The sequence below is a fragment of the Terrisporobacter mayombei genome, from assembly GCF_020748465.1.
GTDB classification, from domain to species: domain Bacteria; phylum Bacillota; class Clostridia; order Peptostreptococcales; family Peptostreptococcaceae; genus Terrisporobacter; species Terrisporobacter mayombei.
Window position 1 is genome coordinate 103,019 of the sequence record NZ_JAHZMP010000003.1, and the last position, 26,401, is coordinate 129,419.

A 26,401-nucleotide genomic window follows, 5' to 3' on the forward strand; every position below is an offset into this window, starting at 1 on the left:
TAATTTTCAATCTTTATACATTTAAATATAAATCTGAAAATTAGTGCTTTCTTCTATTTATTATCTAGTTTTTATATACTTTAATATCACTATAGTAACTATTAACTTTTTCTTCATTTTCTTTTTTCTCATTTACTAACTTATAAGCTCTTATTTTATAATAATATGTTCTTCCTTTAGTAAGGCTTCTATTAGTATAACTTGTTGTGTTACCATTTTTTATTGTAGCTACTTTTGTATACTTTCCATCTTTACTAGTTGATCTATATATTTCATAACCACCCGCATATTTAGCTTCGTTCCAAGATACTTTTACAGATGTATATGAAACTTGACTTGATTTTATGGTCTTGTACAAGTCTTATAAGTATCTGAGTATTCTCCTAAGTAAGTATTCTTACCTAATTTGCTACATGCTTTTACTCTATAAGAATAATTTTTACCACTAGCTAACTTCTTATCTGTGTAAGTAGTTTTTTCTTTTCCTTCTACTTCGCCAATCAACTCATACTTTTTATCTTCTGAGTTATATCTATATACTCTGTAACCATCAGCATTAGATACTTCTTTCCAAGATAAAGTTATACTTGTAGATGTTCTATCTGTAGCTTTCACAGCTTTAATTTTTAATGGACTTGTACTTGTTGTTAATGTAGATGAATACTCTCCATTATAGGTACTATCACCTATTTTTTTGTATGATCTTACTGCATATTTATAAGTTGTTCCATTTTTTAATCCAGTTACATTATAGCTTGTATTTCCGCTTCCTAATATAGTTTTTACAAGTTTATAAGTATTATCTTCTGAATTGTATCTATAAACTTTATATCCATCGCAATTTGTAACTTTACTCCATTTTAACTTAAATCCTGAAGTTGTTCTATTTGATGTAGTAACTCCAGTTACTTTTGCTGTATAAGTAGTTGTTGTTAATACTTTTGAGTATTCTCCCAAGTATTTATGCCCATCTGATTCTTTATATGATCTTACCGCATATCTATAAGTCGTTCCAACTTTTAAATTTGTTAAGTCATAGCCTGTATTTTCATTTCCTGATATATCTTTTACTTCTTTGTAGCTCTTGCTAGATGGATTATATTCATAGATTTTGTATCCATCACAGTCTGCAACTTTATTCCATTTTAATGTCATACTAGAAGTAGTTCTATTTTTAGTAGTAAGTCCTGTTACCTTTGATGGTGCTTTCACTACACTCATACTAAATACATCAGAATATGCTCCACTATAAGTAGATTTTCCTACAGCTTTATATGCTCTTACTGCATATTTATAAGTTGTTCCAGCCTTCAAATCTTCTACTTTATAAGCAGTGCTATTTTTTCCTTCTAAAGTTTTTAATAAAGTATAAGACTTATCCTTTTCATTGTATTTATAAACTTTATATCCTGAAGCACTGCTTACATTATTCCATTTTAATTCCATACTCTCTGATGTTATATTATCAGCATATAATCCAGTTACCTTTCCTGGATAAGTGCTTGTTGTTATTACATTTGAATATGGACCTACTTGACTATAATTGTTGTCTAATTTCTTATATGCTCTTATAGCATATCTATAAGTTGTTCCTTCTTTTAAGTCTTTTAGTACATAACTTGTATTATCTTTTCCTTCTACTGTATCTACTAATTTATAAGTTTTATCAGTAGCATTATATTCATAAACTTTGTATCCATCAGTATCTTCAACCTTGTTCCAACTTAATTTAAATCCTGTTAAAGTTCTATCTGAAGATTTTAATCCTGTTACTTTATCTAATTTTTCTTCTGAAATTTTAAATTCTTTTGTTATAGTTCCAGTATAATTTCCCTTACCAGTTATAGTAACTTTAGCTGTTCCTGGTTCTATATTATTAGAATATTTAACAGTAAAATCTTTTCCACTTTCTAGCCCTGATATTGTAACTTCTGGTTTCTGCTCTTCACCACTGCAATCAATTTGTGTAAAGCTCAGCTTTGCATCCATGTCTGATATAGATTTAGCTTTTATAGTATATTCTACATAAGACATACCTGCATATGTGTTCCCCTTGGCCTTCACTCTTACTCTAGCAGTACCTGCGTTTACATTATCCCAATAAGATACTGTATAATCTTCTCCTTTTACTAGGCCATCAATTGTAACTGCTGGTGACTTTTTATTTCCATTGTAAGTAGTTGTTGTATAGCTTAATTTAATTTTTTTGTCACCAATATATTTTCCTACTGCTTTACAGTTATATTCTTTGTTTCCACAAATATATTTGATGCTACCATCTGGTTGTTCTTCTGGTTGGAAATAGTGTCCTGGTGCCTTAGCTCCTGTGTATGTTTGGCTTATATTACACTCTTTACATGTTACAATTTTTTTCCCTTGTTGTGTACAGTTATGTTCTTCAAGTATCTTAACATCTAAGTCATGAGCTAAACCATCATTACCAAAGTGATATACTTCATCTACTCCATAAGTAAACCATCCTGTTTTGAATTTACCACCTATGAAATACATCTTTTTATTAGTTTTTTCATCTTTAGCAAATCCTGTATATTCTCCTAATTCCTTAGACGAACCACATCTTGAACAAGTTAAATATCCATCATCATAAACATAATCATGTCCATCTGAACAATCTTTTGACGTTTTTGTTTTTGTGTAAGTATCTATTACTGTACCGTCTGCTTCATGAGTTTCTACTTTAAACTCGCTATCTGTAGCTGATCCTGTTAAATATATGGCACCAAAATCTGTACTTGGAGGATTCGCAAAGTGGAAGTCTTTATTATCAACTACACCATAAGATTTTTCACCTGTAGAACCACATATATAATATACTGTACCATCATCTTTATTGACTTTACCTTCTTTTATAGGTTGTGTTCTAGCATAAGAATGATCATGTCCTGAGAATACAAAATCAATTCCTGCTGCTTCTGCTACTGGTGGAACTAATTCATTCATCATTTCATTAGAACCTGATGGGTTTGAATAGTATGCTGGTTGATGTGTAGTAAGAACTTTCCATTTAGCTTTACTATTTTTAGCATCTTCTTTTAACCATTCTAAATCAGATTTAAGTTGACTCTTACTATTTGTATAACTTATAGTTGCAACATAAACATTTCCGTATTCCACAGAATAACGTCTAGAATTTGGTAAATTGTAAATATTTTGGGCTGCATCGCCATCTAAATCTCCCATAAATTCATGATTTCCTAAAACATGAACCATGTCTACTCCGCTTAGATATGAATCACCAAATATATTTAGTACGTCTACCCAGTTACTATAAACTGAAGCATCATCAACAGAATCTCCTGTTTGAATACCAAAACTATAATTTCCTTTTGATAACTGTTGAGAAATCTTATCTACATTTTCTTTATTTGCTATTTGTGTATCTCCAATAACAAAGAAGTTTGTATTTGTTCCTGAGCGTGTAGTTTTAAATTCTTTCACTTCTGACCAGTTTTTACCATCACCTACACGATATGCATATTTAGTATTTTTATTTAAATTAGTTGCATTTACCTTATTTACTCTTACAGAATAGTTTTTACTAGCATCTGAAGATCCTAAGAAACTTTGAAGTTTACTTGTTCCCTCTTTATTAATAAATGCTGCTTCTCCCCTTTTATCATATTCTGCTTTAGTAGCATATTGAATTATTGCTTTGCTGTCAGATTTTTGTGGATTTGATATCCAAGTTATATTTTTGCTACCTGTAGCATTGCTTGTTGCATTTGATATAACATATTCAGGTAGCCCATCTTCATTACCTGCAGAAGTTGAACTTTGAACATTTATTGAGTAAGAAATATCTTCACCTTTTTCAGCATAAATAGTATATTTTCCTACTTCTTTGCATAATTCATCAGTCTCAAGATAACCTTCTTTATTTGTTTTTCCTAAAAGAGTTCCATCTGATTTATAAATAGAAGCATCCTCAACACCTTTTTCTTCTAAATCGTAAACATGAATTTTTCCACTAGACCCTACAATCATAGCTTCTGATTTAACAGAAAGTGGTGCCACTACTTCTAAGCTTTCTTGTGATGTGGCAAAAGTGCCACTGAATCCTTCTTCTTTTTCGCTGTTATAAGTAACTTTACCCTTTTGAGCGCAATATGTAAATTTTGATCCCTTTTTCAAATCTTTAGGTACTTTAAAACTTAATGTTGCTATATTTGCTTCACCTTTATCTGAAAATAAACCACCTATTAAGGATTGTTCTTCTTTTCTAGTTGCATTTAATTTTATAGTCCTTGCCTTAGAATCGTATGTAGCAGTACCTTCAAATCCATCATTAAATTTGACTTCATAATCTTTAAAATCATTATTTATTTTAATTTCTGTTTCTATAGATTTTATATCTCCTATATTGTCAGTAGATAATCCCAGCTCAAAGTTTTTATTTAAAATAGGATTACCTTCACTTATTGGTGAAAGAGTTACATTTGTATATTCTTTATCACCTTTTACAATAAAGTTTCTTGTTTCTATTGTTTCATTACCGAACTTATCACGTACTAAAACTTTTACATTATGTGGTCCATTTGAAAGTTTTACATCATATAAGTTTATAGCATTATCTCCAGGTACTAAAACACAGTTCTTTTCTGAAGACATGTTTACACCATCTAAATAAATACGAACTGTATCATGATCTATTCCACTAGTATTTTTATTTTCAATATCACTAAATAAAGATTTAAAACTAATAGTATTTGTATCTATTGTCATTCCATCTTTTATTTCAGTATTATTAGCTGTTATACTATCTACTTTTGGATTATCTATATCATCCTTATTGGCACCATATACAAATTGTAAATTATCTATATATATGGAACCTTTACGTTGAGCTTCTGGCACTTCAACCATTTCATAAGTTCCATCTTCTTTTGTTGGACCTTTTGTATAGAAGCCTTGTTGTGTTCCAGGCACATACATTAATCTCATAGTTTGACCTTTCACTAATGAGAATGGTCCAGTACGTCCTTCCAGACTAGCCTCAACATATTTCCATCCATTCCAGTCAATACCACCCATTTTTCCTTCAGAAATTTTAGCTTCCTCTGTAAAATTCAGTGGTACAAGATTTCCATTTCCATCCTTTAAATATATTCTAAGCCAAAGGTTAGGTGTTCCTTCTGGCGCATATACCCACATTCCTATACCTGTTGGTGTTCCTTCTATTTTTTTAGTTTCTTCAGTAAATCCTAAGCAAGCTCCTTCTGTACCTGTAATTCCACTAGAAAAATCATAGTCAAGTTTTAATGAGTTGTTGCCAAAACGAACTGGTTCTCCACTATCTAAATCAACCAACTTAGCTGATTCTTTACCTCCACGTCCATAATTTCCAAGTAATAATAAAGACTCTGTATCATTTGCCTCTCTTGTTATTGTATAAAAATCTTCAGCCTTTGTAGTAGTGCCTGTCTCCTCATCTACAACATCTTCAAAGTCTAGCATAACTGAAGGTAATCTACCGATAATTGCATAGACACTTCCTGACACTGAAGAATTGTATACAGAAGTTGCTGTAATATGACCATTAATTGTTTCTGAGCTTGATGATGTAAATATATTTCCATTAAATGAACCCATTTTTTCATTATCCATAGTCCATTTAAAATCACCATCTTTATAAATTACATCTCTACCTTTATATTTAACAACTAATCCTAGATCACTACTTTTATCAAAACCTAAACTTACCTCTTCACTACTAAAAGAAATACTATCTGGTGCTGCTATTGTAATTTGCGTAGAACCTACTACTTTTCCACCACTTAATACATTTATTTTAACATCTCCAGCTTTTCCATTTGATGTAAATAAACCTTTATTATTTATTTGTCCATAAGAAGAGGATGAATTATCTAGTTTCCACGTTAAATCACTTGGAAGTGTCGCTGCTCCTCCTGATGAATCTACCCCTGTAGCTTCAAACTGAACTTTTGAATTTGGTGTATAAACTAAGTCATTAGGAGAAACTGAGGCATGATCAAATTCTCCTGTTGGTTTTGCAGTAGAAACTATAAGTAATGTACTACTTACCTTTCTCTCTGTTCCATCTGATGGACTATTTCTTACTTCAAAATTCTCACTACCTTCATATTGAGATGCATAAGTTGCAGAACCACCACCATCTAAATTAAGAACTGTAACACATCCAAGACCTATCATAAGTTCAGCCATTTCTCTGTATGTATGACCATTAGACAATGGATAGTTACGTCCATGAGTAGTAAAAGTAACTACAGTTCCATCTGGTTTTATTCCTATAGCTTGTCTAGAATATAATATGGTTTGGTATGAGTTATTATCATCAAGATTAACTACTTTACCATCTCTAACCATAATTACATCTCCACCAACAGCTGATTCTACATCATTTATTGGTACATTTCCTTCTCTAATTTCAGCTTTACCATCTTTAGTTATAGCAAAATATGGATTAGTCCCCTTGTTATATGCCTTCCCTTCCATGATAAGCATTCCTAAAGGTTGGCCATTTGACATGTTATAAAAATCAGCATTAATTCCTGCTACCACATTTAATCCTGTTTTTTTCTCAGCTGCCTTAGCTTGATTTGTTAACTTATCCATTTTCCAAGATGAAGCATCATAACCAGCATATCCAGAAATAATTTTTGTCGTCGATGTACCTTGTAAATCAATTTCACATGCATAATCAATATTTTGCTTTGTTCCCGACTTATTGTTTGTTACAATTGTACTTTCTTCAATACCTGGAGCTACTTTTTTTGTAGTATTCGATACTACATAACTGCCTTCAGGCACAGTAATATTTGCTGCAGCAATCATAGACAAATTGTTCCCCACCCCTAAGGCAACAATCATTGTAAACACTAACACTTTCATTAGTAACTTGGTCACTTTACCATTTCTATCCATAAGACTCCCCCTATTAATTTACTTTCAATTTGTAATTATGCATATATTTTAATATATTCTACCAATTACATTTAATTCCTCTATATTAGATTAAAATATGACAAATTTCTTCATTTATTAATAAATTTTTATATAATATAAAACGAATGTATCGTAATTTATCTATTTTATCTTACAAAGTTTAATCTAGTGCAGTTTACTATCAAAATAAAAAGCCAGAAGTTTTATCTCCTGACTTTATTTATGGCTATTATATTGCATCAGAACTTCCAGTAAAAGTTTCTTCTTTCCCCCTACATAGTAAATAGGACAAAACAGCTATTATTCCACAACCTATAACCCACGCTAACTTTATATCAGCAAGTGGCATTTTCAAATAAAAACTGTCAAATATGCCCAAGTTCCATCCGCATAAATAACTATATGTATGAACAGCATCTAATATGCCATATATGAAACTTACAATCATCGTACATTTGGCAGCAAATAAAAATCTAACATTTTTAACATTAGGTATTAAAACATAGTATAAAGTTAAAATAATCAAAGGAGGTGACATGGAGTCTAAAAGCGGTCCCACATATGCTAATATATTTTCCAAACCTAATGCTCCCATAATAGTGCTACTAACACAAATTATAATTACAGACTTTTTATAAGATAATTTTTTATTTGAAACATCTTCAAAAAACTCTGCTGCAGCTGCTGTAATACCGACTGCCGTTGTCAATGATGCTATGGTTAATGCTATACAGTATAAAACTCCACCTACATTTCCTAAAAGTAAAAAGGCTACTTTTGTGTAAAGTTTAACATAAGTTAAATCTCCTGTTGGACCAGAAATTCCCCCTGTTGATGCACCTATAATCATGTGACCAAGATGACTCAAAGTTAACATTCCAATTCCAAGTATACCTACTTTTATAATATTTTTATTCATCTTATCTGGTGTAACACCTTTGACTTTTAAGTTATTTAGTATAACTATTCCAAATACTAATGCACATAGAATTTCCCCTGTTGCATAACCTCCCGTAAATCCGTAAGAAAAGGCTGAATTATCATAAGATTTTGGTGCCCAAGTTGTAGATATTGGTGTTAATAATCCTTTTCCAATTATACAGATAACTATAATTACCAATACTGGAAATAAAATTTTACTTATTTTATCCATAGTATCCGAACGTCCAGATAAAAACCAGTAGGTAATTAAGTAAAACACTATAGAAAATAATATTATTGGTATTTTACTATTAGTATTTAATCCTGTAGCTTGAACTATCCCATCCCAAGAAGATGCGCTCATTCTAGGAACTGCATATAGTGGACCTAGTAATAGTATTGTCATTGTAGTAAATACTGGTCCAAATTTCGGCATAATATTCTTAGCTAAAGAATTGTATGTTCCATTACCTCTTACTAATGCTACATAAGCAAGAAGAGGCAATAATAATGCGGTTAAAAAAGCTCCTGCAAAAGCTACAAATACTGAACTACCACTTTCTTTTCCCCAGTTCATCGGCCATGTCATACTTGCAGATCCAAAATGCATGGAAAATAAAGCTGCTCCCATAAAAAATAGTGTTCCAATTGATAAATCTCTCTCATTTTTTTTCATAAAGCCCTCCCTTATAAAGGTTCTTTTGTAAACGTTTACACAGTCAATAAAAGTGTATAATTACAATAAGTAGGCATATCTTAATTAAATAAAATATAACATTTTTGTAAACGTTTACATATCCTTATACTTTATATATAGTCTGTTTTATAGTGGTTGTCAATTATTTTTCTTTCTTAGTTTTTATTAACAAAGTCACAGATTATTTTTCTTATTTGTCGATCATATTTAGTAGAAATTTAGGCCATATGACATAATTTTTTTCTATTACTAAAGTTTAAAATAATATTTATTTAATATGTTAATATACATAAAAATCACACTTCTTTATCTGAATATAAAAGATAATCTCTTAATCCACTCCAGTATATACTTTTAGTCAGTTCCATTATCTCTTCATCAGAAAAGTTTTGACCTTTAATGTTATTGTTCATAAAATTATTAATGTTATATCCATTTTTAATATTACCATTTTAAAAACACTTGGTTGCAATGCTTTATTAGGACAATAGTATAAACAAGCTGTACAAAAGTTACACATAAATTTAGGTTTCTTGTTGCTCATTATAATGTTTCCACAAGAGCATATTTTCTCACACAATCCACACCCACTACAGTTTTTATTTACTTTTATTGTTTTTCCTAAAATTTTCACACCTATTTTTTCTATTTCAAATACTTTAGAAATACATTTATCTATTATAGGAGGGTTAATTTTTCTTATCTTTTCATTAACTATATCATCTATAATAAGATCTATTTTCTCAGGAAGAATATTAAAAAGTGCTCTTGATAAATAATCTGGTGTAGGAATTAGAAAATTACTAGGCATAATCAGTGAATTTTCATAAAAAACTTCACAATCTTGTTTCTCTGATAACTTTATACTACTTAATCTCCCCGCTCTATTAAAAATAACTTTTCCTCCTGCTGATATAGATATAATTGCAGCCTTAGTTTTATTTCCCTTAGGTAAATTTTTGATCCACTTATATACTACTTCCGGTGCATTGGCTCCATGTATAGGAAAAATAAGTATAATTAAATCACAACTTTTTTGACTTACTAGATTATTCTTAGATACTTTCTCAAAAAAAACATCATAGTTCATATCTATTAACTTATTATTTATAAGTTCTGCTATAATCTTGCTACTACCAGTACCTGTATAATAAATTATTTTAATTTTATTCATCAAAATCCCTCCCAGACTTTAAACATATTCACTATTATTTATTATATTTAATAATATTCTTCTATTATTAGGTATATTATTAATTTGAGTTTTATCATTAAATTTTTACAATATAACATAAGCCATATTTCATCTAATCTAATTAAATAAAATATGGCTTAATTCATTATTTTGTTAAAGATATATATTTTTTTGAAGTTAATAAGTAATAAATCAAATAAATTACTGAGAAAATAATAATTGTTACTATGGTAGAAAATCTTCCATCTTGATTAAACAAATTTGTTATTGCGTAACTAGCTACAGTGCTATGGATAATAGCTACTATCGCTGGAAATAAGAAAAATATCCCAACCTGTTTATAAATAGATTTATTAATATATTCTTGATTCGTTCCTATTTTTCTTAATGTATCAAATCTTGGCTTATCTTTACTTGCATCAGAAATACATTTAAAGTACATAATACTTCCTATAGATACTATAAATACCAATGACATAAATAGACCTATAAAGTAAATTGCATTTATAAAGTTATAACTATCTTCATTGAAATTATCTACACTATAAGGTTTCATATTACTGTTTTTCTTTATATCTTTCACTATATTTGTACTATTATCAAAGTTTTCTAAGGTGATACAAGATATACTTTCTGTATCCTTATTTGAGTCTTTTTTCAAAGAATTAAAAGTGTTATCATTTACAATAACAGATGGAAGATTCCCTCTAAAAAATCCAAATAAATTCATTGCATAATAGTCAATTATTTTAATATTTCTATTACCTAAATCAAAATCAACTTTGAAATCAAAAGCATTTATTAGATTTTTAGGAATTATCAATATGGCTTCATTATCTTTTAACTGTGTATTTAAAAATTTATTCTCGTTATCCAAGTCTCTATATTCACATACTTTTTTTACATCTGAATATTTAATAAAATCCATATTACCTGTAAAAATGAATGGTGATTCTTTTTTACCATTTTCAGTAATATCTATATACATAAGCTCAGTTTGTAGTTTGAAGTCAACCTTTTCATCACTTTTATTTAAAGCTTCTTGAACAATTTTATCATCTAAATTTCCTTCATACATTATACTATAAGGATATTCAGATTCTTTGCCTTCTGAAAAAATAGTTCTAGTTGCAATAGATACTATTATACAAGTCAAGCAACAAGTTATTAGTACTGCGATTTGACCTAAAACTCTATTATTATCTCTTATTCTAAAAATTATATTATTGTAACTTAAAATATTAGTATTTTTATATAAGAAGTTTTTATTATTAATTAATTTTGAAACTATAAAAGTAAAAAATCCTTTAAACAGTAGCATTGTTCCTATTATAACCATAATTACTGTGGCAAATATAGCCGCTGGAAATGGTATATTATATCTTTTGTAATATAAAATTATAACATAAGCTAAAACTATAACCATTAATCCTAAAATACCTTGTAAAGTTTTATTTTTACTATTATCACTTTGATATATATTTGTTGCATTAATAAGTTTTGTTATATCTGCTTTTAATAAAACTATATATTCTTTAATAAATACACAAATTAATATGCATAAAAAAATTAAACTAGTTATTAAAATAGCCTCTTTTGAAATTTCAAACTTCATCACGGTGCTTACTTTAGAAATTTTAGCTAATGCCATTAAAAATAATTTATTAGTTAAAATTCCGCCAAGAATTCCACCAATTAAAGCTATTATACCTATCAATAATCCTTCCTGAGCAAATAGTAAAGCTATTTTATTATTCTCAACACCCATAAAAGTGTAAATCCCAAATTCTTTTTTTCTTTGCTCTATAAAAAAACTACTTGAATAAGAGATAAAGAATACAAAGAATAAACACAATACTAATGCACAAACACCTGCCAAAGATGATATTACATTTAAATCCTGTATCTGCCTAAATTGTTCACTAAACATCAATGTTATAAAGTTATAAAAAACTACAATGGAAAATACCATAGAGAATATGTACATTCCATAGTTTTTTAAGTTCTGTTTTAAGTTCATAAATGAAAGTTTAAAGAAGTTCATTTACTTCACCCCCCATGGAAGTAAGTAAATTCATTATGCTATTGTAAAATTCTTTTCTATTTCCTGAGCTATCTATCCTAGCATTTAGTTTTCCATCTTTCATAAAAATAACCTTTTTAGAATAACTTGCACTAAATGGATCATGCGTAACCATAATAACTGTCACATTAAATTTTTCATTCATATCTTTTAAACAGTTTAATAGTTCTGATGATGATTTTGAATCTAGTGCTCCTGTTGGCTCATCAGCAAAAATTATTTTTGGTGATGTTATAAGCGCTCTAGCTGCTGATGCTCTTTGTTTTTGTCCTCCAGATAATTCATAAGGATATTTTTTAAGATGAGCTTCTATTCCAAAAAATTTAGCAAGCCTCATAACTTCTTCTTTTATTCTGCTTTGTTTTTCATTTCCTATTACAAGAGGTAAAGCTATGTTATCCTCTACGCTCATGCTATCTAATAAGTTATAATCCTGAAAAATAAATCCAATATTATCTCTTCTAAATTTAGATAGCTCTTTATTGTTCATTTTACTTATATCTTTATTTTCATAATATACATTTCCTGATGTAGGTTTATCTACTGTTGATAAAATATTTAGCAAAGTAGTTTTTCCTGCTCCAGAAGGTCCCATTATGGATAAAAATTCACCTTCTTTTACGTCTAAATTAATATCTTTTAATATCTTAAATGTATTTTTATTATTTTTAATATCTTTTTTCAAATTAATAGTTTTTAACATATTACCCTCCAAATTTCTAATATTTATTATACTTATATTTTATAAGTTTCAGATATTTGCTTCCATCTCTTAACCTAACACTTTGGAGATAATATGTGTCATTTATGTCACATTGAAGTAATCTGATAAATTATAGAAGGTAATATATACATCACAAAATTCATTTGGAGTTGATATTACATTTATATCATGACTTAATTTATTTAAGATTTTCTTTGATATATAAAGTCCCATACCTGTTGATTTTGTTTTCTTTCTTCCATTTTCTCCAGTAAATCCTTTGTCAAAAACTCTTTCTATATCTTGAGGCACAATTCCCATACCATAGTCTTTTATATGAAGTTCACATCCTTTTTCATTTTCCTTCAAATAAATTTCTATTTTTCCACCCATATGACTATACTTGATTGCATTATCAATTATTAGCTCAATTATATGAGTAATCCACTTTTTATCAGTAAGAACAGTTTTATTTAACTGATTAACATTCAAATCAATTTTGTTATATATAAATTGATATTTATTTTTCTTTATTACTTCTTTTACTGCTTGTTCCAATTTTACTTCATTTATTATAAAGTCTGAATTATAGTTTCCTGCTCGACTTGAATACATTGCTTGTTCTACTAGTTTATCTATACGACTAACTTCACTGTTAATTTGCTTAGATAATTCCCTGCTATCATCAATTTCATTTACTCTTTTTCCTATTATTTGGAGAACTGAAATTGGAATCTTCACTTCATGAATCCAGTTTGTCATGTAATCGTTTATATCTTCTAATTCATTTCTTAAACTATCTACTTCTTTCTCATTCTCTTCAATCAAATGTTTTACATTCTTATAAATATAATCCCTTTCCAAATCATCATGTTCTTCTCTTATATTATGGATTGAATTTATAATTTTTTTTATTTTTTTCTTATAATTGCCATATCCAATAAAAATAAAAATGACAACAGATAAAATTGATAAAATATTAATATAAATTAAAGTATCAACACTATTACTTAAATTAGGATCTAGTAGCATAGTAACATCAACTATTAACATTATAAAAATTATTAAAATCAAAAATACTTTTACTTCTCTTAAATACGTTAGTAAACTCATCTTATTATATATCCTTGTCCTTTTTTAGTTTCTATAAAGTCATTTATTCCTATTGAATCTAGCTTCTTTCTCAACCTATTAACATTTACTGTTAAAGTATTTTCGCTTATAAATTCATCTGTATCCCAAAGTTCTTCTATTATTTCATCTCTACTTACGATTTTTTCTTGGTTTTCCATTAATATTTTCATTATTTTTAACTCATTTTTAGTAAGTTCAGTATTTTCATCCTTAAAGTATATCTTTCCATCTACTATGTTCAGTGTTATATCTTTAAATTTTATTATTTCACTTTTTAAATCATTGTTATAAGAGTAAGTTCTCCTAAGTATGGCTTGAATTTTTGCAACTAAAATTTGTGGCGAAAAAGGTTTAGTAATATAGTCATCTCCCCCCATATTTATGGACATTATTATATCCATATCATTATCTCTAGAAGAAATAAATATTATTGGTACTTTCATAAAATTTCTAATTTGTGAACACCAATAAAATCCATCATAACAAGGTAGGTTAACATCCATTAAAATTAATTTTGGATTACATTGTAAAACCTCATTTGTTATATTTTCAAAATCATTCACTTCACAAGCGCTGTATCCCCACTTACTCAAAGTTAAGCTAATTTCTCTGCTTAAAGCTTTATCATCTTCTATTATAAAAATATCCATTATTATATCCCTCTTTATTTTTTATTTTAAAATCAATATTATTATATATTAATTATAATCCATTCTATTGTTTTTCTTTCAAATTGTATATCCTTAAGATTTGATTTTGGATAATATTTAGCTTATTTTATTATTTTTATGTAAATAATAAATAGAACTATTTAAAATAATTGGAGGTGTATTTTTTGGATTATAAAAATACCATAAATCACAATTGTAATATTAAGTGCCCTAAATGTAATCATACATATTCATATGACTTTAAATTTGAAGATTCGAAAAAATCTACTAATAAAAAAAGGTCTGTTGAAAATTCCTATGAATTTTTAACTTATTTAATTTGTAAAAATCCACTATGCAATTACGATATTGAAATTAAAGGAGAATTTATTGTAAATTCTTCAAATGCTCCAGATTTAATAAAAATTACTTCTATTAAATAATATAAAGAGCTCATAAAATATGAGCTCTTTATATTGATATTTTATACTATTAAATTATTTTATTTTTAATCTGTTTTCAAAGCATCGTCAAATGCCACGTCTGATGGTGAAAAGTTAATTTTATTTGTAAATTCACAGGCCTCTGTTGCTCCAAATACTCTTTCCATTCCACTATCTTCCCATTCAATTGATAATGGTCCATTATATCCTTTTTCATTTAAGATTCTAATTATCTCATCAAAATCCACATCTCCATGACCAGGAGATACGAAGTTCCATCCTCTACAGTAGTTACCAAAAGTAATATGAGAACCAAGTATACCATTTCGTCCATTTAAGTTTAATTTTGTGTCTTTTATATGTACATGATATACATACTCAGCATAATCATATAAGAATATACCTGGATTTACCCCTTGCCAAATTAAATGACTTGGATCAAAGTTTATGCCTAGAGTTTTTCTATAATCAAATACTTCCAATAATTTTTTAGTAGTATAATAATCAAAAGCTATTTCTGTAGGATGAACTTCCAAAGCAAATTTTACATTACATTCATCAAAAACATCAAATATTGGTGACCAAAGCTCTTTAATTTTTTTATATCCCTTATCTACTATTTCTTCTGTAGTTTGTGGGAAAGAATACCACATTTTCCAAATTGGAGAGCCCATAAATCCTGTTACAACATCAACACCTATTGCTTTTGCTGCTTTTGCTGTGTATTTCATTTCTTCTATTGCCCATTCTCTAATTTTATCTGATTTTCCTGCAAGTTCAGATGGTGCAAATCCATCCAGTCTTTCATCCCATATATCTCCCACACATTGTCCTGTTAAATGAGCTCCTATTGCCCAGCATCCTAAGTTATATTTATCAAGTGTTAATTTAATTTCTTTTACATACTCTGGATCTGTTGCTGCTTTTCTTATATTTAATTGTCCCCATGTTGCTATTTCCAATCCTTCATATCCCATTTTACTTGCTAATTCGCAGATTTCTTCCAAGTTAAAATCAGCCCACTGTCCTGTAAATAATGTAACTGGTCTTTTCATAATTAATTCCCCCTAAAAATTATTTCTAATTTTTTAAATCAATCCATACATTCCCATTCTCACTACTTTTCAGACATGCTTCTACAAATAAAATTCCTTCCAATCCATCAATAATTGTTGGATAATCAATCATGCGTTCTTCAAAAGTATTATCTTTTTTTGCTTTAATACACTCCATAAAACTTAAATATAAATTTGCCATAGATTCAAGCCATCCTTCTGAATGACCGCTTGGAAGTCTTTCATATTTAGCCGCACTTTCACCAATAACCCCATATCCTCTATGAACTTCATTAATACTTCCATCTTCTTTAATTATTGCTACTTTTTCTGGAGTTTCCTGAAACCATTGAATGCTTCCTTTACTACCATATATGCGTACTCTTAAACTGTTGTCATGTCCTATGGCAATTTGAGAGGTCCAATACATTCCTGTGGCACCATTTTCATATTCAACAAGCACCATATCATTGTCATCTAATTTACGTCCAGGAACTACTGTATCCATCTTTGCTAACACCTTCTTTATCTTAAGTCCAGTCATAGTAGCTACTGCATTTTCAACATGAGTACCTAAATCACCTAAACAGTTAACCTTACCTGATTGTTGTGGATCGCATCTCCACTCTCCTTGTTTTCCACCACAATCATTTTCATGTGCAAGCCAGCCTTGAGGATATTCGGCCATAACCGTTCTTACTTCTCCGATTTCTCCATTTTTTATTATCTCTTTTATATGTTTTGATATCACATGACCCATATAAGTATAAGTAACCATAAATAATAAATTCTTTTCTTTTGCCAATGATTCTAATTCCATTGCTTCTTTTGATGTGACAGTTACTGGTTTGTCACAAGATACATTAATTCCAGATTCTAAAAAAGCTTTGCATATTTCATAGTGTGAATTATTTGGTGTAACTATAACAACAAAATCAATGCCATCCTCTTTACTAGATTCACTTTCGGCCATTTCAAATGCACTTTCATAACATCTTCCTTGGCAAATTCCCAGTTCCTTACCCATAAGTTCATTTTTTTCTTTTGTTCTAGAAAAACATCCTGCAACAATTTTAGCTTTTCCATCTAAGTTGATGGCACGTCTATGTGCATCACCAATAAATCCGTCTGGTCCTCCACCAACCATACCATAATTTAAAACTTTTTTCATATCTATGGCCTCCTTAATATATATTTCCAATAGAATTAAATAGTTTCATTTTATTAATAACAGATTGTTTTATCATTTCAACTTCATAAGGTATCATATCCGTTACACATTTCTTTCCATCATCAAATGCACACTTAGCGCCAATAGCTGCAGCTTCATTTATATCTGTAAAAATATTCACCTTACTTATTCCTCTTTCTATTGATTTTTTAAAATCCTCATCTGACAAACCAGATCCTCCATGAAGTACTAAAGGTATATCAATTGTATTTGAAATAGTTGATATTCTTTCAAAATCCAGTTTTGGCTTAAACTTATAAGCACCATGAGCAGTGCCTACAGCAATGGCTAAAGCGTCTATTTTCGTTTCTTCTACATATTCTTTTGCCTGCTGTGGATCTGTATAAAAATCTCCCGGATTAACCAAAAATGAATCACCTTCTGCAGAATTATCATTATCACCCACATGACCTAGCTCTGCTTCTACAGTTGCCCCAAATTGATGTGCAATATATGTAAGTTCTTTTACTTTCCTTATGTTTTCTTCATAAGTATCAGTTGAGCAATCATACATGACAGATGAAAATCCTAACTCAAGAGCTTTAACACATTTTTCAAAGGTTAAACCATGGTCATAATGAATAACTACTGGTACTTTTGCTTTTTTAGCCATAGGAACAAGAAAATAAGATAATTCCTCCAATGGTCCATAAGGTAACAATACTTCTGCCGTTCCCATAATAACTGGTGAGCCAGTTTCTTCTGCCCCTTGTATAATCCCCCTAGCAAGTTCTAAATTTACTGCATTAAATAATCCAACAGCATATTTATTCTTTTTTGCTGGTAATAAAACTTCATTAAGATTTACTAACATATTTAATCCCTTTCTCTAATTAAATCTTGCTTTTTCCAACCTCTATTTATAATTTTTTCCAGTTCATTCAATGATTTAATTCCACTTAAAGCATCATAAGTGCTTACACAAGATGCGCCTGTAGCTGTAGCTAACTGCATACATTTTTCAAAAGAATCTCCTCTTAACATAGCTGTAAGAAAAGCTGCTATGCTAGTATCTCCAGCTCCTGTGCCTGATACTACTTTTTGAGGCTCATAACTTTTTTCAAATCCCTCCCTATCTGACCATGAGTTCAAATTTAATTTTATATTTGAACTTATTGAATATAATTTATCTTTATCTCCTGTTTTATAATAAATTCCTGGTGCTCCACATTTTATTAAGATAACTTTTGCACCCATATTTATAAGCTTATCTGCTAAAGCCTTCACATCATTAATAGATAAAATACTTGTAATATCTTTTCCACTGGCCTTTATAATCCACTCATCATATTTTTCTCTATCAATAATAAATGCCAATTCCTCCACACTTGGAACAAAGAAATCCACATAAGGAAGTACTCTTTCCAGTATAGAATTCCAATCTATACTTCCAGCTTCTGATAAAGGATCAATAGCTGCCATATCAAGGGAAGTAGTTATATTGTGTTCTTTCATGTTTTTGAATATTTTTAATAATTCTTCTCCTTGATTTTTATAAATATTCTTCATCAAAGGAGGATATCCAAAGTGAAATAAGGATACATCTTTTAACATATCTTCACTTATATCCTCAGCTGCAAAATCATCATTTGCCCCTGAATTATGTAAAAAAATTCTATCTACTCCTGGTGGCGAAATGACTATGGAGTAGGATGTGCTAGTATTTGGCGAAGAAATCATTTTTTCTGATACATTATATTTATCTAATATATTCATAATTAATTGTCCAAAAGAGTCCTTCCCTATTTTCCCAACTAACTTCACATCTGCTCCGAGAATTTTCATTGCTAGTCCAGTGTTAGCAACAGCCCCCCCTGTATGAACATCTGCTTCATCCACATTAGTTAACTTACCTGGTGTTAATATATCTTTAAGTTCTTTTCTTTGATTTGAAGGGAAAATAGGAGTGATATCCAAACAAATATGGCCTGCTACGATTACTTTTTTATTATTTTTCAACATGTTCTTTACTCAATTCCCATTAAAAGGTTCATAACGTACATTTCTAGACCTTCAAAATCTCTATTTTCAACACATTTTCTTTGGAAGTCATAATCAAATCTTGAAGCTTTTTCTTCTAAAGCTTTAGTTATTTTCAAACTATTTTCCAAATGTTTATATCTATCTTCATTTTTTGTTGTTCTCATAGCTTTAACATCAAGACCTATATATTCACCATTTGAACCATAATTATTTTCCATTAATACTTTTATTTGATTAAATGCTTGTCTGAGATTTTCCACACCAAAAGTCTTGTCTTGATCAAATTTAATTCCATTTTGGTCATTTAAATGAACTCCCCAAAGTTTCCCCATTGCAAGTCCAAATCCAATTTCATGAGAAGGATCTAATCCTGCCAATATGGCATGAGCTGATTCAAGTAAACCACCTACTCTAGGTGGGTCAATCGTTGCAGCAGAAACTCCCATTACATGTCCAATAGTTCCACATATACTTCTATCTATTGGCTCATTTGGCTTTGGCTCAATTAAGATTTTTATTTTTTCATCGTACTCAAGCATTTTATTTATAGCATCTATTAATTGCTTAGTTGCCCAAACTGGACTTTTACTTTCTGCACAAAGTGTTCCTTCTCTTGCCAACCACAGCACAATTTTGTCACAGCCTAATTCATTTGCTATATCAATAGAACGATATGTCCTCCACATGGCAAATTCTCTATCTTCCTTACAAGTTGACATAAATCCACCATCAATTGTATGGGGATCCATCCATAATCTTGGTGCAACAAACTCTGCTGATAAGTTATATTTATCTAAAATAGCTTTTACTTTTCTCGCTTCTATTTTAATTTCTTCTTCACTTAATTCATTCATATTAGGAACTGCATCATCGTCATGAAATTGAACTGCACTAAATCCTATTTCTGCAAATTTTTTAACTTTCGCCTCAAAATCAACTTCATTTCTTGTTGCAGGTCCATAAGAATCTGCTCCATCATGTATATTCCATGGCCCAACTGAAAACTTAAATCTAGACATTTTTATTTCCCCCTATTTATAATTTTTTTTTCTAACTTAATTCTATATGAAATGCCTAGTTTATCTCTGTCATAATTTGCTATAAATATCAGACTATTTAGCTTTTTACAAAACAATTGCAAAGTATGAAATAAAAGTATATAAGTATATTAAGGGGATAATTTTATTATCAAATTTAGCTATATATAAACTTTTCAATCTGAAAAATAAGGGGTAAGTAAAATGAAAAATGAATTTGAAATCGTAGAACATTCTCATATTAGATATTTAAATGTTTTCTTAGTTAATATGAATTATCGTAGTCCTCATTTACATAGAGAATTTGAATTAATTTTAGTTCTTGATGGTAAAATTGCAATCAAATCAAAACAAGAAAGTTACAATCTTTCATCTGGTTGTTCCGTTATTTTTAATCCTAATCAACCTCATGAAATTAAATCTACCAGTAATAGTTCTTTGATTCTTTGCGTCCAAGTCTCACCAAAGTTTTGTAGTGATTATTTTCCTAACATGTCAAATCTAATTTTTGACTCTTTCAACATTAAGCAAAATGCTTCTAATAAAACTTATAAATATATTCAATCACTTGCTCTAAAATTAGGACACTTATATTATGAAAAAAGAAATGGATATGAGTTTTCTTGTATGAGTATTATAAATCAGCTGTTTAGTATCTTTTTAAATATCTTACCTTATCATATTATTTCCGATGAAGAAAAAAGATCTAACCAAATAAAAATAGAACGTTTAAATAGAATCTTAAACTATATTGATGAGAACTACATGTATAAGCTTAAATTATCTCATATAGCACAAGAAGAGAATTTATCTGTATCTTATTTGTCTCATTTTATTAAAGATAATTTAAATCAATCATTTCAAGAATATATAAACAACCATAGATTTAATCAAGCTAAAAAGCTTCTTCTTACTACAGGTATGAAATTAATAGACATTTGTATGGAATGTGGATTTTCTGATTATCGTTATCTTTATAAAATATTTAAGGAAAATTATGATTGTACCCCAAAAGAATATACCAAATTATACAGTCAAATTCCTCATGAGATGAAAACTCATTCTGATGAATCCTGTGAAAATTTTTATACAAGAAAAAATGCTTTGAATATTTTAGATAAGTATAAAGTAAATAATGATTTTATCATAGATGACTGCATTAATTCATTAGTGTAATCATAAATTTATAAATACAATTCAAAATAGCTATAAATTAGTTTTTTATTAACTAATTTATAGCTATCTTTTAATTAAATCCATATAAGCTGTAGTATATTAAAAATAAATTTACTACTTTTCCATAACTTGCTGTACCTTCTTTTACTCCATTGGCTTTTAAGTAATTATTATTCATTTTGTCTGATACTTCATTTACTTTTCCTTCATATTGACTCCAAAACTCACTACTATTATTTAAGTCATTTTTTACTGATTGAGATAAATTACTACTTAAATCTTTAAATTTATCATAGTCTACTTTTGCAAGAGCTGATGCCGTGTATTTAAGAGCTAAAATATATCCTGAGTATTGAAAATCAAAGTCCTCATTATTTATACAAGCTATATAGGCTAAAAAGTTACACTCATCTTCACTTCCATAACCCCTTTGGTGAGCCATTTCATGTAGTGTGGTAAAAGGAATATAAATATCTGGTGCAGCGATATTTACATTTGCTTCTCCTGTAAAAGGTGAGTAAATTCCTGTTATTCCTGTGTAACATAATAAATTTGAATTCAATATTGCTTTTGCATGAGCATAACTTCCTCTTTTATTTAAATTTAAAATACTAACATTTTCATATCCATTGTTAGCTCTTTTTAAAACTTCTTTGCGATTTGTATTACATTTCATTACATTTTTATCATCTTCCAAAACTTTAGCCCTTGTATCATTACATTTTTCAACTAAAAACTTATATAAATTTACTAAATCATCTTCATCGTAATTAACTTCTTTAATATTTTCATTATGACTTATATTATAATCTGCAATTAAAGAATCTTTTAAATCCATACGATTGTAATTTATTCCCCATAATACAACGAAAAGGAAATAAACTATGCCTACTATTGATATTATATTTAATATTGAATTTTTTAAGTAAACAAAAGTCTTTCTAGGATTTTTAACAATAAAATAAATTGAGTAAATCAAAAATATTAACATAGATAATACTGCAATATAAATTAATATTTCAAATAAAGAAAAAGGAAAAACACTAAAAATCTTACTCATGAATTTTCCAATGTATATGTTAATTCCATTTGAATAATATTTTTCCACCAAGTTTGGCACATTTTTTGTGATTACATTAAGTAAAATGCCTGGTATTAACAAAGAAATCGATACAATTCTAAACTTTTTTATTACCATCACCACCTTTATCCCTAATAGTTATATTATAAGTTAATTTTTGAAACATTTGCAAAAAATAAAGAAGCAATAGAAAATAGTACAATACTAATTCATTGCTTCTTTATAAAATAAATTCTAAGCTTTAATACATTTACTCCACAGGACAAATGCAGTAACTATTAAAATTATGCTATATACTATTAATGCATATACATTAAATAATGCCAAATAATTTATTCCTACTCCTACTCCTAAAATAACCATTCCTAATAAAGTATTAATTAAGTTTTGACTTTTATTCACTTCTCCAAATTTTATTGTAAAAGGTAATGTATTTTTTCCTAACATATGTTCAATAACTATGAATACTAATAAAAATGCAAAAGCAATAATTAAAATTGGCAATACTTTAATCCCAAAAATCACTATAAAAATTATACTTTCAAATAAATATAATGGTAATAGTATATTGGATAATAATGCTTTATATGCACCTTTGTATATATTAGATTTATCACTTATATAGGCTGTTTCATAGATCCATGCCGCTTTATAATCATTAGAATATTGTAATGTCATTAATAATGTTGGAACCATAAAAATAAACCAATAAATATTTAATGACATATGTAAAGATATATTTTTTATTTCACTTATGGAATCCATTGAATACATAAATATGAATAATAGTGGAAATACAATATCAAATCCTAAGCCAGGATATGTCATCAATTTAAACTCTCTTTCTCGCTTTATTATAGAAGTAGAAAGATCATAAACTGCTTTTTCTTCATTATTTCTGCATGTCCATTTTCCAATTTTATAAAATAGTCTATTTTTCTTTTCTTTTTCATTATCTTTTGCAATGTTTAATTTTGAAAGAGAATCTTCAAACTTAGATGTATTCTTTATGTATAAACTAATAGCTATTATTGGTACAATAAATGCTAATACAATTAAAATAATTATTATTTTATTAATTTCTCCTCTATCAATTACATATAAAGGTGATGCAAACCACATTGGTGGTAAAAACAAATTCCATATGTTACTTTTGTATACTATGTTTATATCAACTATATCGAACATTCTACCTAAGAATTGATAACCTATAGTCATTATTATTGTTAGCCCTATTTGGACAAAATTTATTATATCTTTAACTTTTTCACCATCAAAAAATCTTAAAATCAAAAGATATAATAGTGCAGTTATTACAACCATAAATATATCTATTATCATTAGTTCTAATATAAAAATAATACCTATTAAAATACCTGATTTAAATGAACCTATGATTGCAAGCCAAGACAGCGCCAATGAAGTTAGAAAAATATAATAACATATATGTGTTAACTTTGCTGCGTTAATTGTCTTATTATCAATACCTTTAGTTCCTATTATATTCTTATCTCTCACATCTAAAAGAACACTTGAAAAGTCCGAAATAAAAATTGTTAATATAAAAAACATAAACATACCAAAAACTATAGTATAGGTATACATACTATTAAATGGAAACATTGTTATTATACCAATAAAAATTCCCATAATTGCATACATGATTAATGCTTTATTAAATGAGTTTTTATCCTCTTTGTCACCTTCACTACTAGAGTTTTGCATTACTGTAGATGTTCTTCTACTATCAAGAGTCAATTTCATACTTAAAATTAGTCTCATACTTTCATAATCTACACCCATTTTAGTATATATGCTCTTAAATTTATCTAAAATATTTAAAAATTTATATTCTTTCATATTACTCACCTACTTAATTGCCATTGCAATTTTATCTGCAATTTCTTTGTGATTGTTAAATCCAGTCATTTCATTAAATATTTCTTCCAGTGATCCTTCATGAGAGTTTTCTTTAAGTTCTTTAAAGCTTCCGTCAGCAACTATTTTCCCATTATTAAGAAGAACAATTCTATGACTTATTTTCTCTACCACATCCATAATATGAGATGAATAAAAAATAGTCTTTCCTTCCTTTGCAAAAATTTCAAGAAGTTCCTTAACAATCATTACAGAATTAGCATCTAGTCCACTTAATGGCTCATCTAAAAATAATATATCTGGATTATGAATAATACTAGAAATGAGTATTAATTTTTGTCTCATTCCTTTGGAGAATGTTGATATCCTTGCATTCAAATAATCTTCTATTCCAAATAAACTCATAAGTTCTTTTGCTTTTATTGTTGATGTATCCAGGTCTAAATCATACAATTGACCAATAAAATTTAAATATTCCATTGCAGTTAAACTTTCATATACGTCTGATACTTCTGGCACATAACCTATCTTCTTTTTATATTCGCCTTTTGTATTTTTAATATTTTTATCAAATATTATTACATCCCCTTCATATCCATCTACAATTCCAAGCATAATTTTTACAGTTGTACTCTTACCTGCACCATTAGCCCCTATATATCCAATAATTTCTCCTCTCTTTACTTGGAGGTCAACACCTTTTAATACTTCTTTTCCTCCAAATTGCTTTTTTAAATTTCTTAATTCTAATATTATTTCATACATATCTCAATCCCCTTTTTTTATGTATAGATTCAAAACTTTTTATAAGATCATAAAAATTATTATATATTAACTAACAAATATTAATGTTTTGTAATTACTAATTATTTTATAAGACTTATTAAACCTAGTCTATAATATATAAAGATTAAAAAAGTATCTTACGCAATTGTAAGATACTTTTTTAATCTTTATGCTTATCCAAATAAACTTAGTAAAATACCTGCTGCTACTGCTGAACCTATAACTCCAGCAACATTTGGTCCCATAGCATGCATTAATATAAAGTTCCCTGGGCATTCTTCTTGAGCAACTTTTTGAGATACCCTAGCTGCCATTGGAACTGCTGATACACCAGCTGAACCGATTAATGGATTTACTTTCTCCTTACATATTAAGTTCATTAATTTAGCAAATAATACACCTGCTGCTGTTCCTACACCAAATGCCAATACACCAAGGCCAAATATCATAAGAGTTTGAGTACTTAAGAATATACTTGCTTCTGCAGATGCACCCACTGATACTCCTAAAAATATTGTAACTATGTTCATTAATGCATTTGAAGCTGTATCAGATAATCTATCCGTAGCACCAGACTCTTTAAGTAAATTACCAAACATAAGCATACCTATTAATGTAGCAGCTGATGGTAGCAATAATGATACGACAATTGTAACTGCTATTGGAAATATTATTTTTGCTTTTTTAGAAACTTGCTTCGATTGAGTCATAACTATACATCTTTCTTCTTTAGTAGTTAAAGCTCTCATTATTGGTGGTTGAATGATTGGAACTAATGCCATATAAGAATATGCTGCAACAGCTATTGGTGCTAATAAGTGTGGTGCTAATTTAGTAGTTAAATATATTGCCGTAGGTCCATCTGCGCCCCCTATTATACCTATTGATGCTGCTGCTTGTGCTCCAAATCCTAATACTAAAGCGCCTAAAAAAGTTGTAAATATACCAAATTGTGCTGCTGCACCTAATAATATACTCTTAGGATTTGCAATTAGAGGTGCAAAATCTGTCATTGCTCCTACTCCTAAGAAAATTAATGGTGGAAATATTCCTAGTTCATCACCTAAAAATAGATATTTTAATAATCCACCTGTTGTTTCTGTATTTATATATGCTGAGGTACCTTCCTTTAATGCTTCTACTCCTTCTGGTGATATAAGCTGTATTTTAGAAACTGCTTCATTCATAACTCCTGATAATGGAAGGTTTGATAGTAACATCCCAAATGCTATTGGAATTAATAATAATGGTTCAAATCCTTTAGCAATAGCTAAGTATAGTAATATACACGATACCACTATCATTACTATTTGTTGCCAAGTTATATTGACAATCCCCATTGTTTGTATAAAATCTATTATAACCTCTCCCACGGGTTTTTCCCCCTTTTATATATATTTAAA

The 26,401-nt window shown here is 28.7% G+C and carries 19 protein-coding genes; 2 read left to right on the forward strand and 17 right to left on the reverse strand.

Annotation, left to right across the window (positions count from 1 at the left end):
- Positions 1 to 64: 64 nt before the first annotated feature.
- The 8 genes from K0039_RS11180 to K0039_RS11215 form a co-directional block, all read right to left on the reverse strand.
- Positions 65 to 358 (reverse strand): fibronectin type III domain-containing protein, encoded by a 294-nt coding sequence (locus K0039_RS11180; RefSeq protein ID WP_228105154.1) that lies wholly within the window; start codon positions 356 to 358, stop codon positions 65 to 67.
- A complete protein-coding gene (locus K0039_RS11185; protein WP_228105155.1) occupies positions 343 to 6,924 on the reverse strand; it encodes a fibronectin type III domain-containing protein in 6,582 nt (2,193 codons plus the stop codon). The genes K0039_RS11180 and K0039_RS11185 overlap by 16 nt, the downstream gene beginning before the upstream one ends.
- Before the next feature lie 250 nt (positions 6,925 to 7,174).
- Positions 7,175 to 8,542 carry a branched-chain amino acid transport system II carrier protein gene (locus K0039_RS11190; RefSeq protein ID WP_228105156.1) on the reverse strand — a complete coding sequence of 456 codons (1,368 nt, stop codon included), beginning with the start codon at positions 8,540 to 8,542 and terminating at the stop codon, positions 7,175 to 7,177.
- 430 nt (positions 8,543 to 8,972) lie between these two features.
- Complete coding sequence (locus K0039_RS11195; protein WP_228105157.1) at positions 8,973 to 9,737, reverse strand: EFR1 family ferrodoxin; 765 nt, start codon at positions 9,735 to 9,737, stop codon at positions 8,973 to 8,975.
- Positions 9,738 to 9,903: 166 nt separating this feature from the next.
- Complete coding sequence (locus K0039_RS11200) at positions 9,904 to 11,802, reverse strand: FtsX-like permease family protein (RefSeq protein ID WP_228105158.1); 1,899 nt, start codon at positions 11,800 to 11,802, stop codon at positions 9,904 to 9,906.
- A complete protein-coding gene (locus tag K0039_RS11205; protein ID WP_228105159.1) occupies positions 11,789 to 12,544 on the reverse strand; it encodes an ABC transporter ATP-binding protein in 756 nt (251 codons plus the stop codon). The genes K0039_RS11200 and K0039_RS11205 overlap by 14 nt, the downstream gene beginning before the upstream one ends.
- A 102-nt stretch (positions 12,545 to 12,646) precedes the next feature.
- Positions 12,647 to 13,657, reverse strand: a complete 1,011-nt coding sequence (locus tag K0039_RS11210) for a sensor histidine kinase (RefSeq protein WP_228105160.1) — start codon at positions 13,655 to 13,657, stop codon at positions 12,647 to 12,649.
- A complete protein-coding gene (locus tag K0039_RS11215; protein WP_228105161.1) occupies positions 13,654 to 14,328 on the reverse strand; it encodes a response regulator transcription factor in 675 nt (224 codons plus the stop codon). Before K0039_RS11215 ends, K0039_RS11210 begins: the two co-directional genes overlap by 4 nt.
- A gap of 185 nt (positions 14,329 to 14,513) precedes the next feature.
- Here K0039_RS11215 and K0039_RS11220 point away from each other — a divergent pair, with 185 nt between their 5' ends.
- Positions 14,514 to 14,771 carry a hypothetical protein gene (locus K0039_RS11220; protein WP_228105162.1) on the forward strand — a complete coding sequence of 86 codons (258 nt, stop codon included), beginning with the start codon at positions 14,514 to 14,516 and terminating at the stop codon, positions 14,769 to 14,771.
- Between the two features lie 65 nt (positions 14,772 to 14,836).
- Here K0039_RS11220 and K0039_RS11225 read toward each other — a convergent pair whose 3' ends face one another.
- From K0039_RS11225 to K0039_RS11245, 5 genes are read right to left on the reverse strand one after another with little or no spacing between them, the layout of a single operon-like run.
- The gene (locus K0039_RS11225; RefSeq protein WP_228105163.1) at positions 14,837 to 15,826 is read right to left on the reverse strand and encodes a sugar phosphate isomerase/epimerase family protein; all 990 of its coding nucleotides are present in this window, start codon (positions 15,824 to 15,826) and stop codon (positions 14,837 to 14,839) included.
- Between the two features lie 25 nt (positions 15,827 to 15,851).
- Positions 15,852 to 16,997 carry a Gfo/Idh/MocA family protein gene (locus K0039_RS11230; RefSeq protein WP_228105164.1) on the reverse strand — a complete coding sequence of 382 codons (1,146 nt, stop codon included), beginning with the start codon at positions 16,995 to 16,997 and terminating at the stop codon, positions 15,852 to 15,854.
- A gap of 13 nt (positions 16,998 to 17,010) precedes the next feature.
- Positions 17,011 to 17,871, reverse strand: coding sequence for a class II fructose-bisphosphate aldolase (locus tag K0039_RS11235; RefSeq protein WP_228105165.1), 861 nt, complete (start codon positions 17,869 to 17,871; stop codon positions 17,011 to 17,013).
- A gap of 2 nt (positions 17,872 to 17,873) precedes the next feature.
- Positions 17,874 to 19,019 carry a carbohydrate kinase family protein gene (locus K0039_RS11240; protein ID WP_228105166.1) on the reverse strand — a complete coding sequence of 382 codons (1,146 nt, stop codon included), beginning with the start codon at positions 19,017 to 19,019 and terminating at the stop codon, positions 17,874 to 17,876.
- A gap of 5 nt (positions 19,020 to 19,024) precedes the next feature.
- Positions 19,025 to 20,059, reverse strand: coding sequence for a TIM barrel protein (locus K0039_RS11245; RefSeq protein WP_228105167.1), 1,035 nt, complete (start codon positions 20,057 to 20,059; stop codon positions 19,025 to 19,027).
- Between the two features lie 222 nt (positions 20,060 to 20,281).
- Here K0039_RS11245 and K0039_RS11250 point away from each other — a divergent pair, with 222 nt between their 5' ends.
- On the forward strand, positions 20,282 to 21,253 hold the full coding sequence (locus K0039_RS11250; RefSeq protein ID WP_228105168.1) for an AraC family transcriptional regulator: 972 nt from the start codon (positions 20,282 to 20,284) through the stop codon (positions 21,251 to 21,253).
- A 70-nt stretch (positions 21,254 to 21,323) separates the two neighbouring features.
- Here K0039_RS11250 and K0039_RS11255 read toward each other — a convergent pair whose 3' ends face one another.
- From K0039_RS11255 to K0039_RS11270, 4 genes are all read right to left on the reverse strand, one after another.
- Positions 21,324 to 22,451, reverse strand: coding sequence for a DUF3810 domain-containing protein (locus K0039_RS11255; protein WP_228105169.1), 1,128 nt, complete (start codon positions 22,449 to 22,451; stop codon positions 21,324 to 21,326).
- A gap of 117 nt (positions 22,452 to 22,568) precedes the next feature.
- Positions 22,569 to 24,194, reverse strand: coding sequence for an ABC transporter permease (locus K0039_RS11260; RefSeq protein WP_228105170.1), 1,626 nt, complete (start codon positions 24,192 to 24,194; stop codon positions 22,569 to 22,571).
- Between the two features lie 9 nt (positions 24,195 to 24,203).
- Entirely contained in the window at positions 24,204 to 24,977 is a 774-nt protein-coding gene (locus K0039_RS11265) for an ABC transporter ATP-binding protein (protein ID WP_228105171.1), read from the reverse strand.
- Between the two features lie 194 nt (positions 24,978 to 25,171).
- Positions 25,172 to 26,338 carry a sodium ion-translocating decarboxylase subunit beta gene (locus K0039_RS11270; RefSeq protein ID WP_265589477.1) on the reverse strand — a complete coding sequence of 389 codons (1,167 nt, stop codon included), beginning with the start codon at positions 26,336 to 26,338 and terminating at the stop codon, positions 25,172 to 25,174.
- Positions 26,339 to 26,401: the final 63 nt, after the last annotated feature.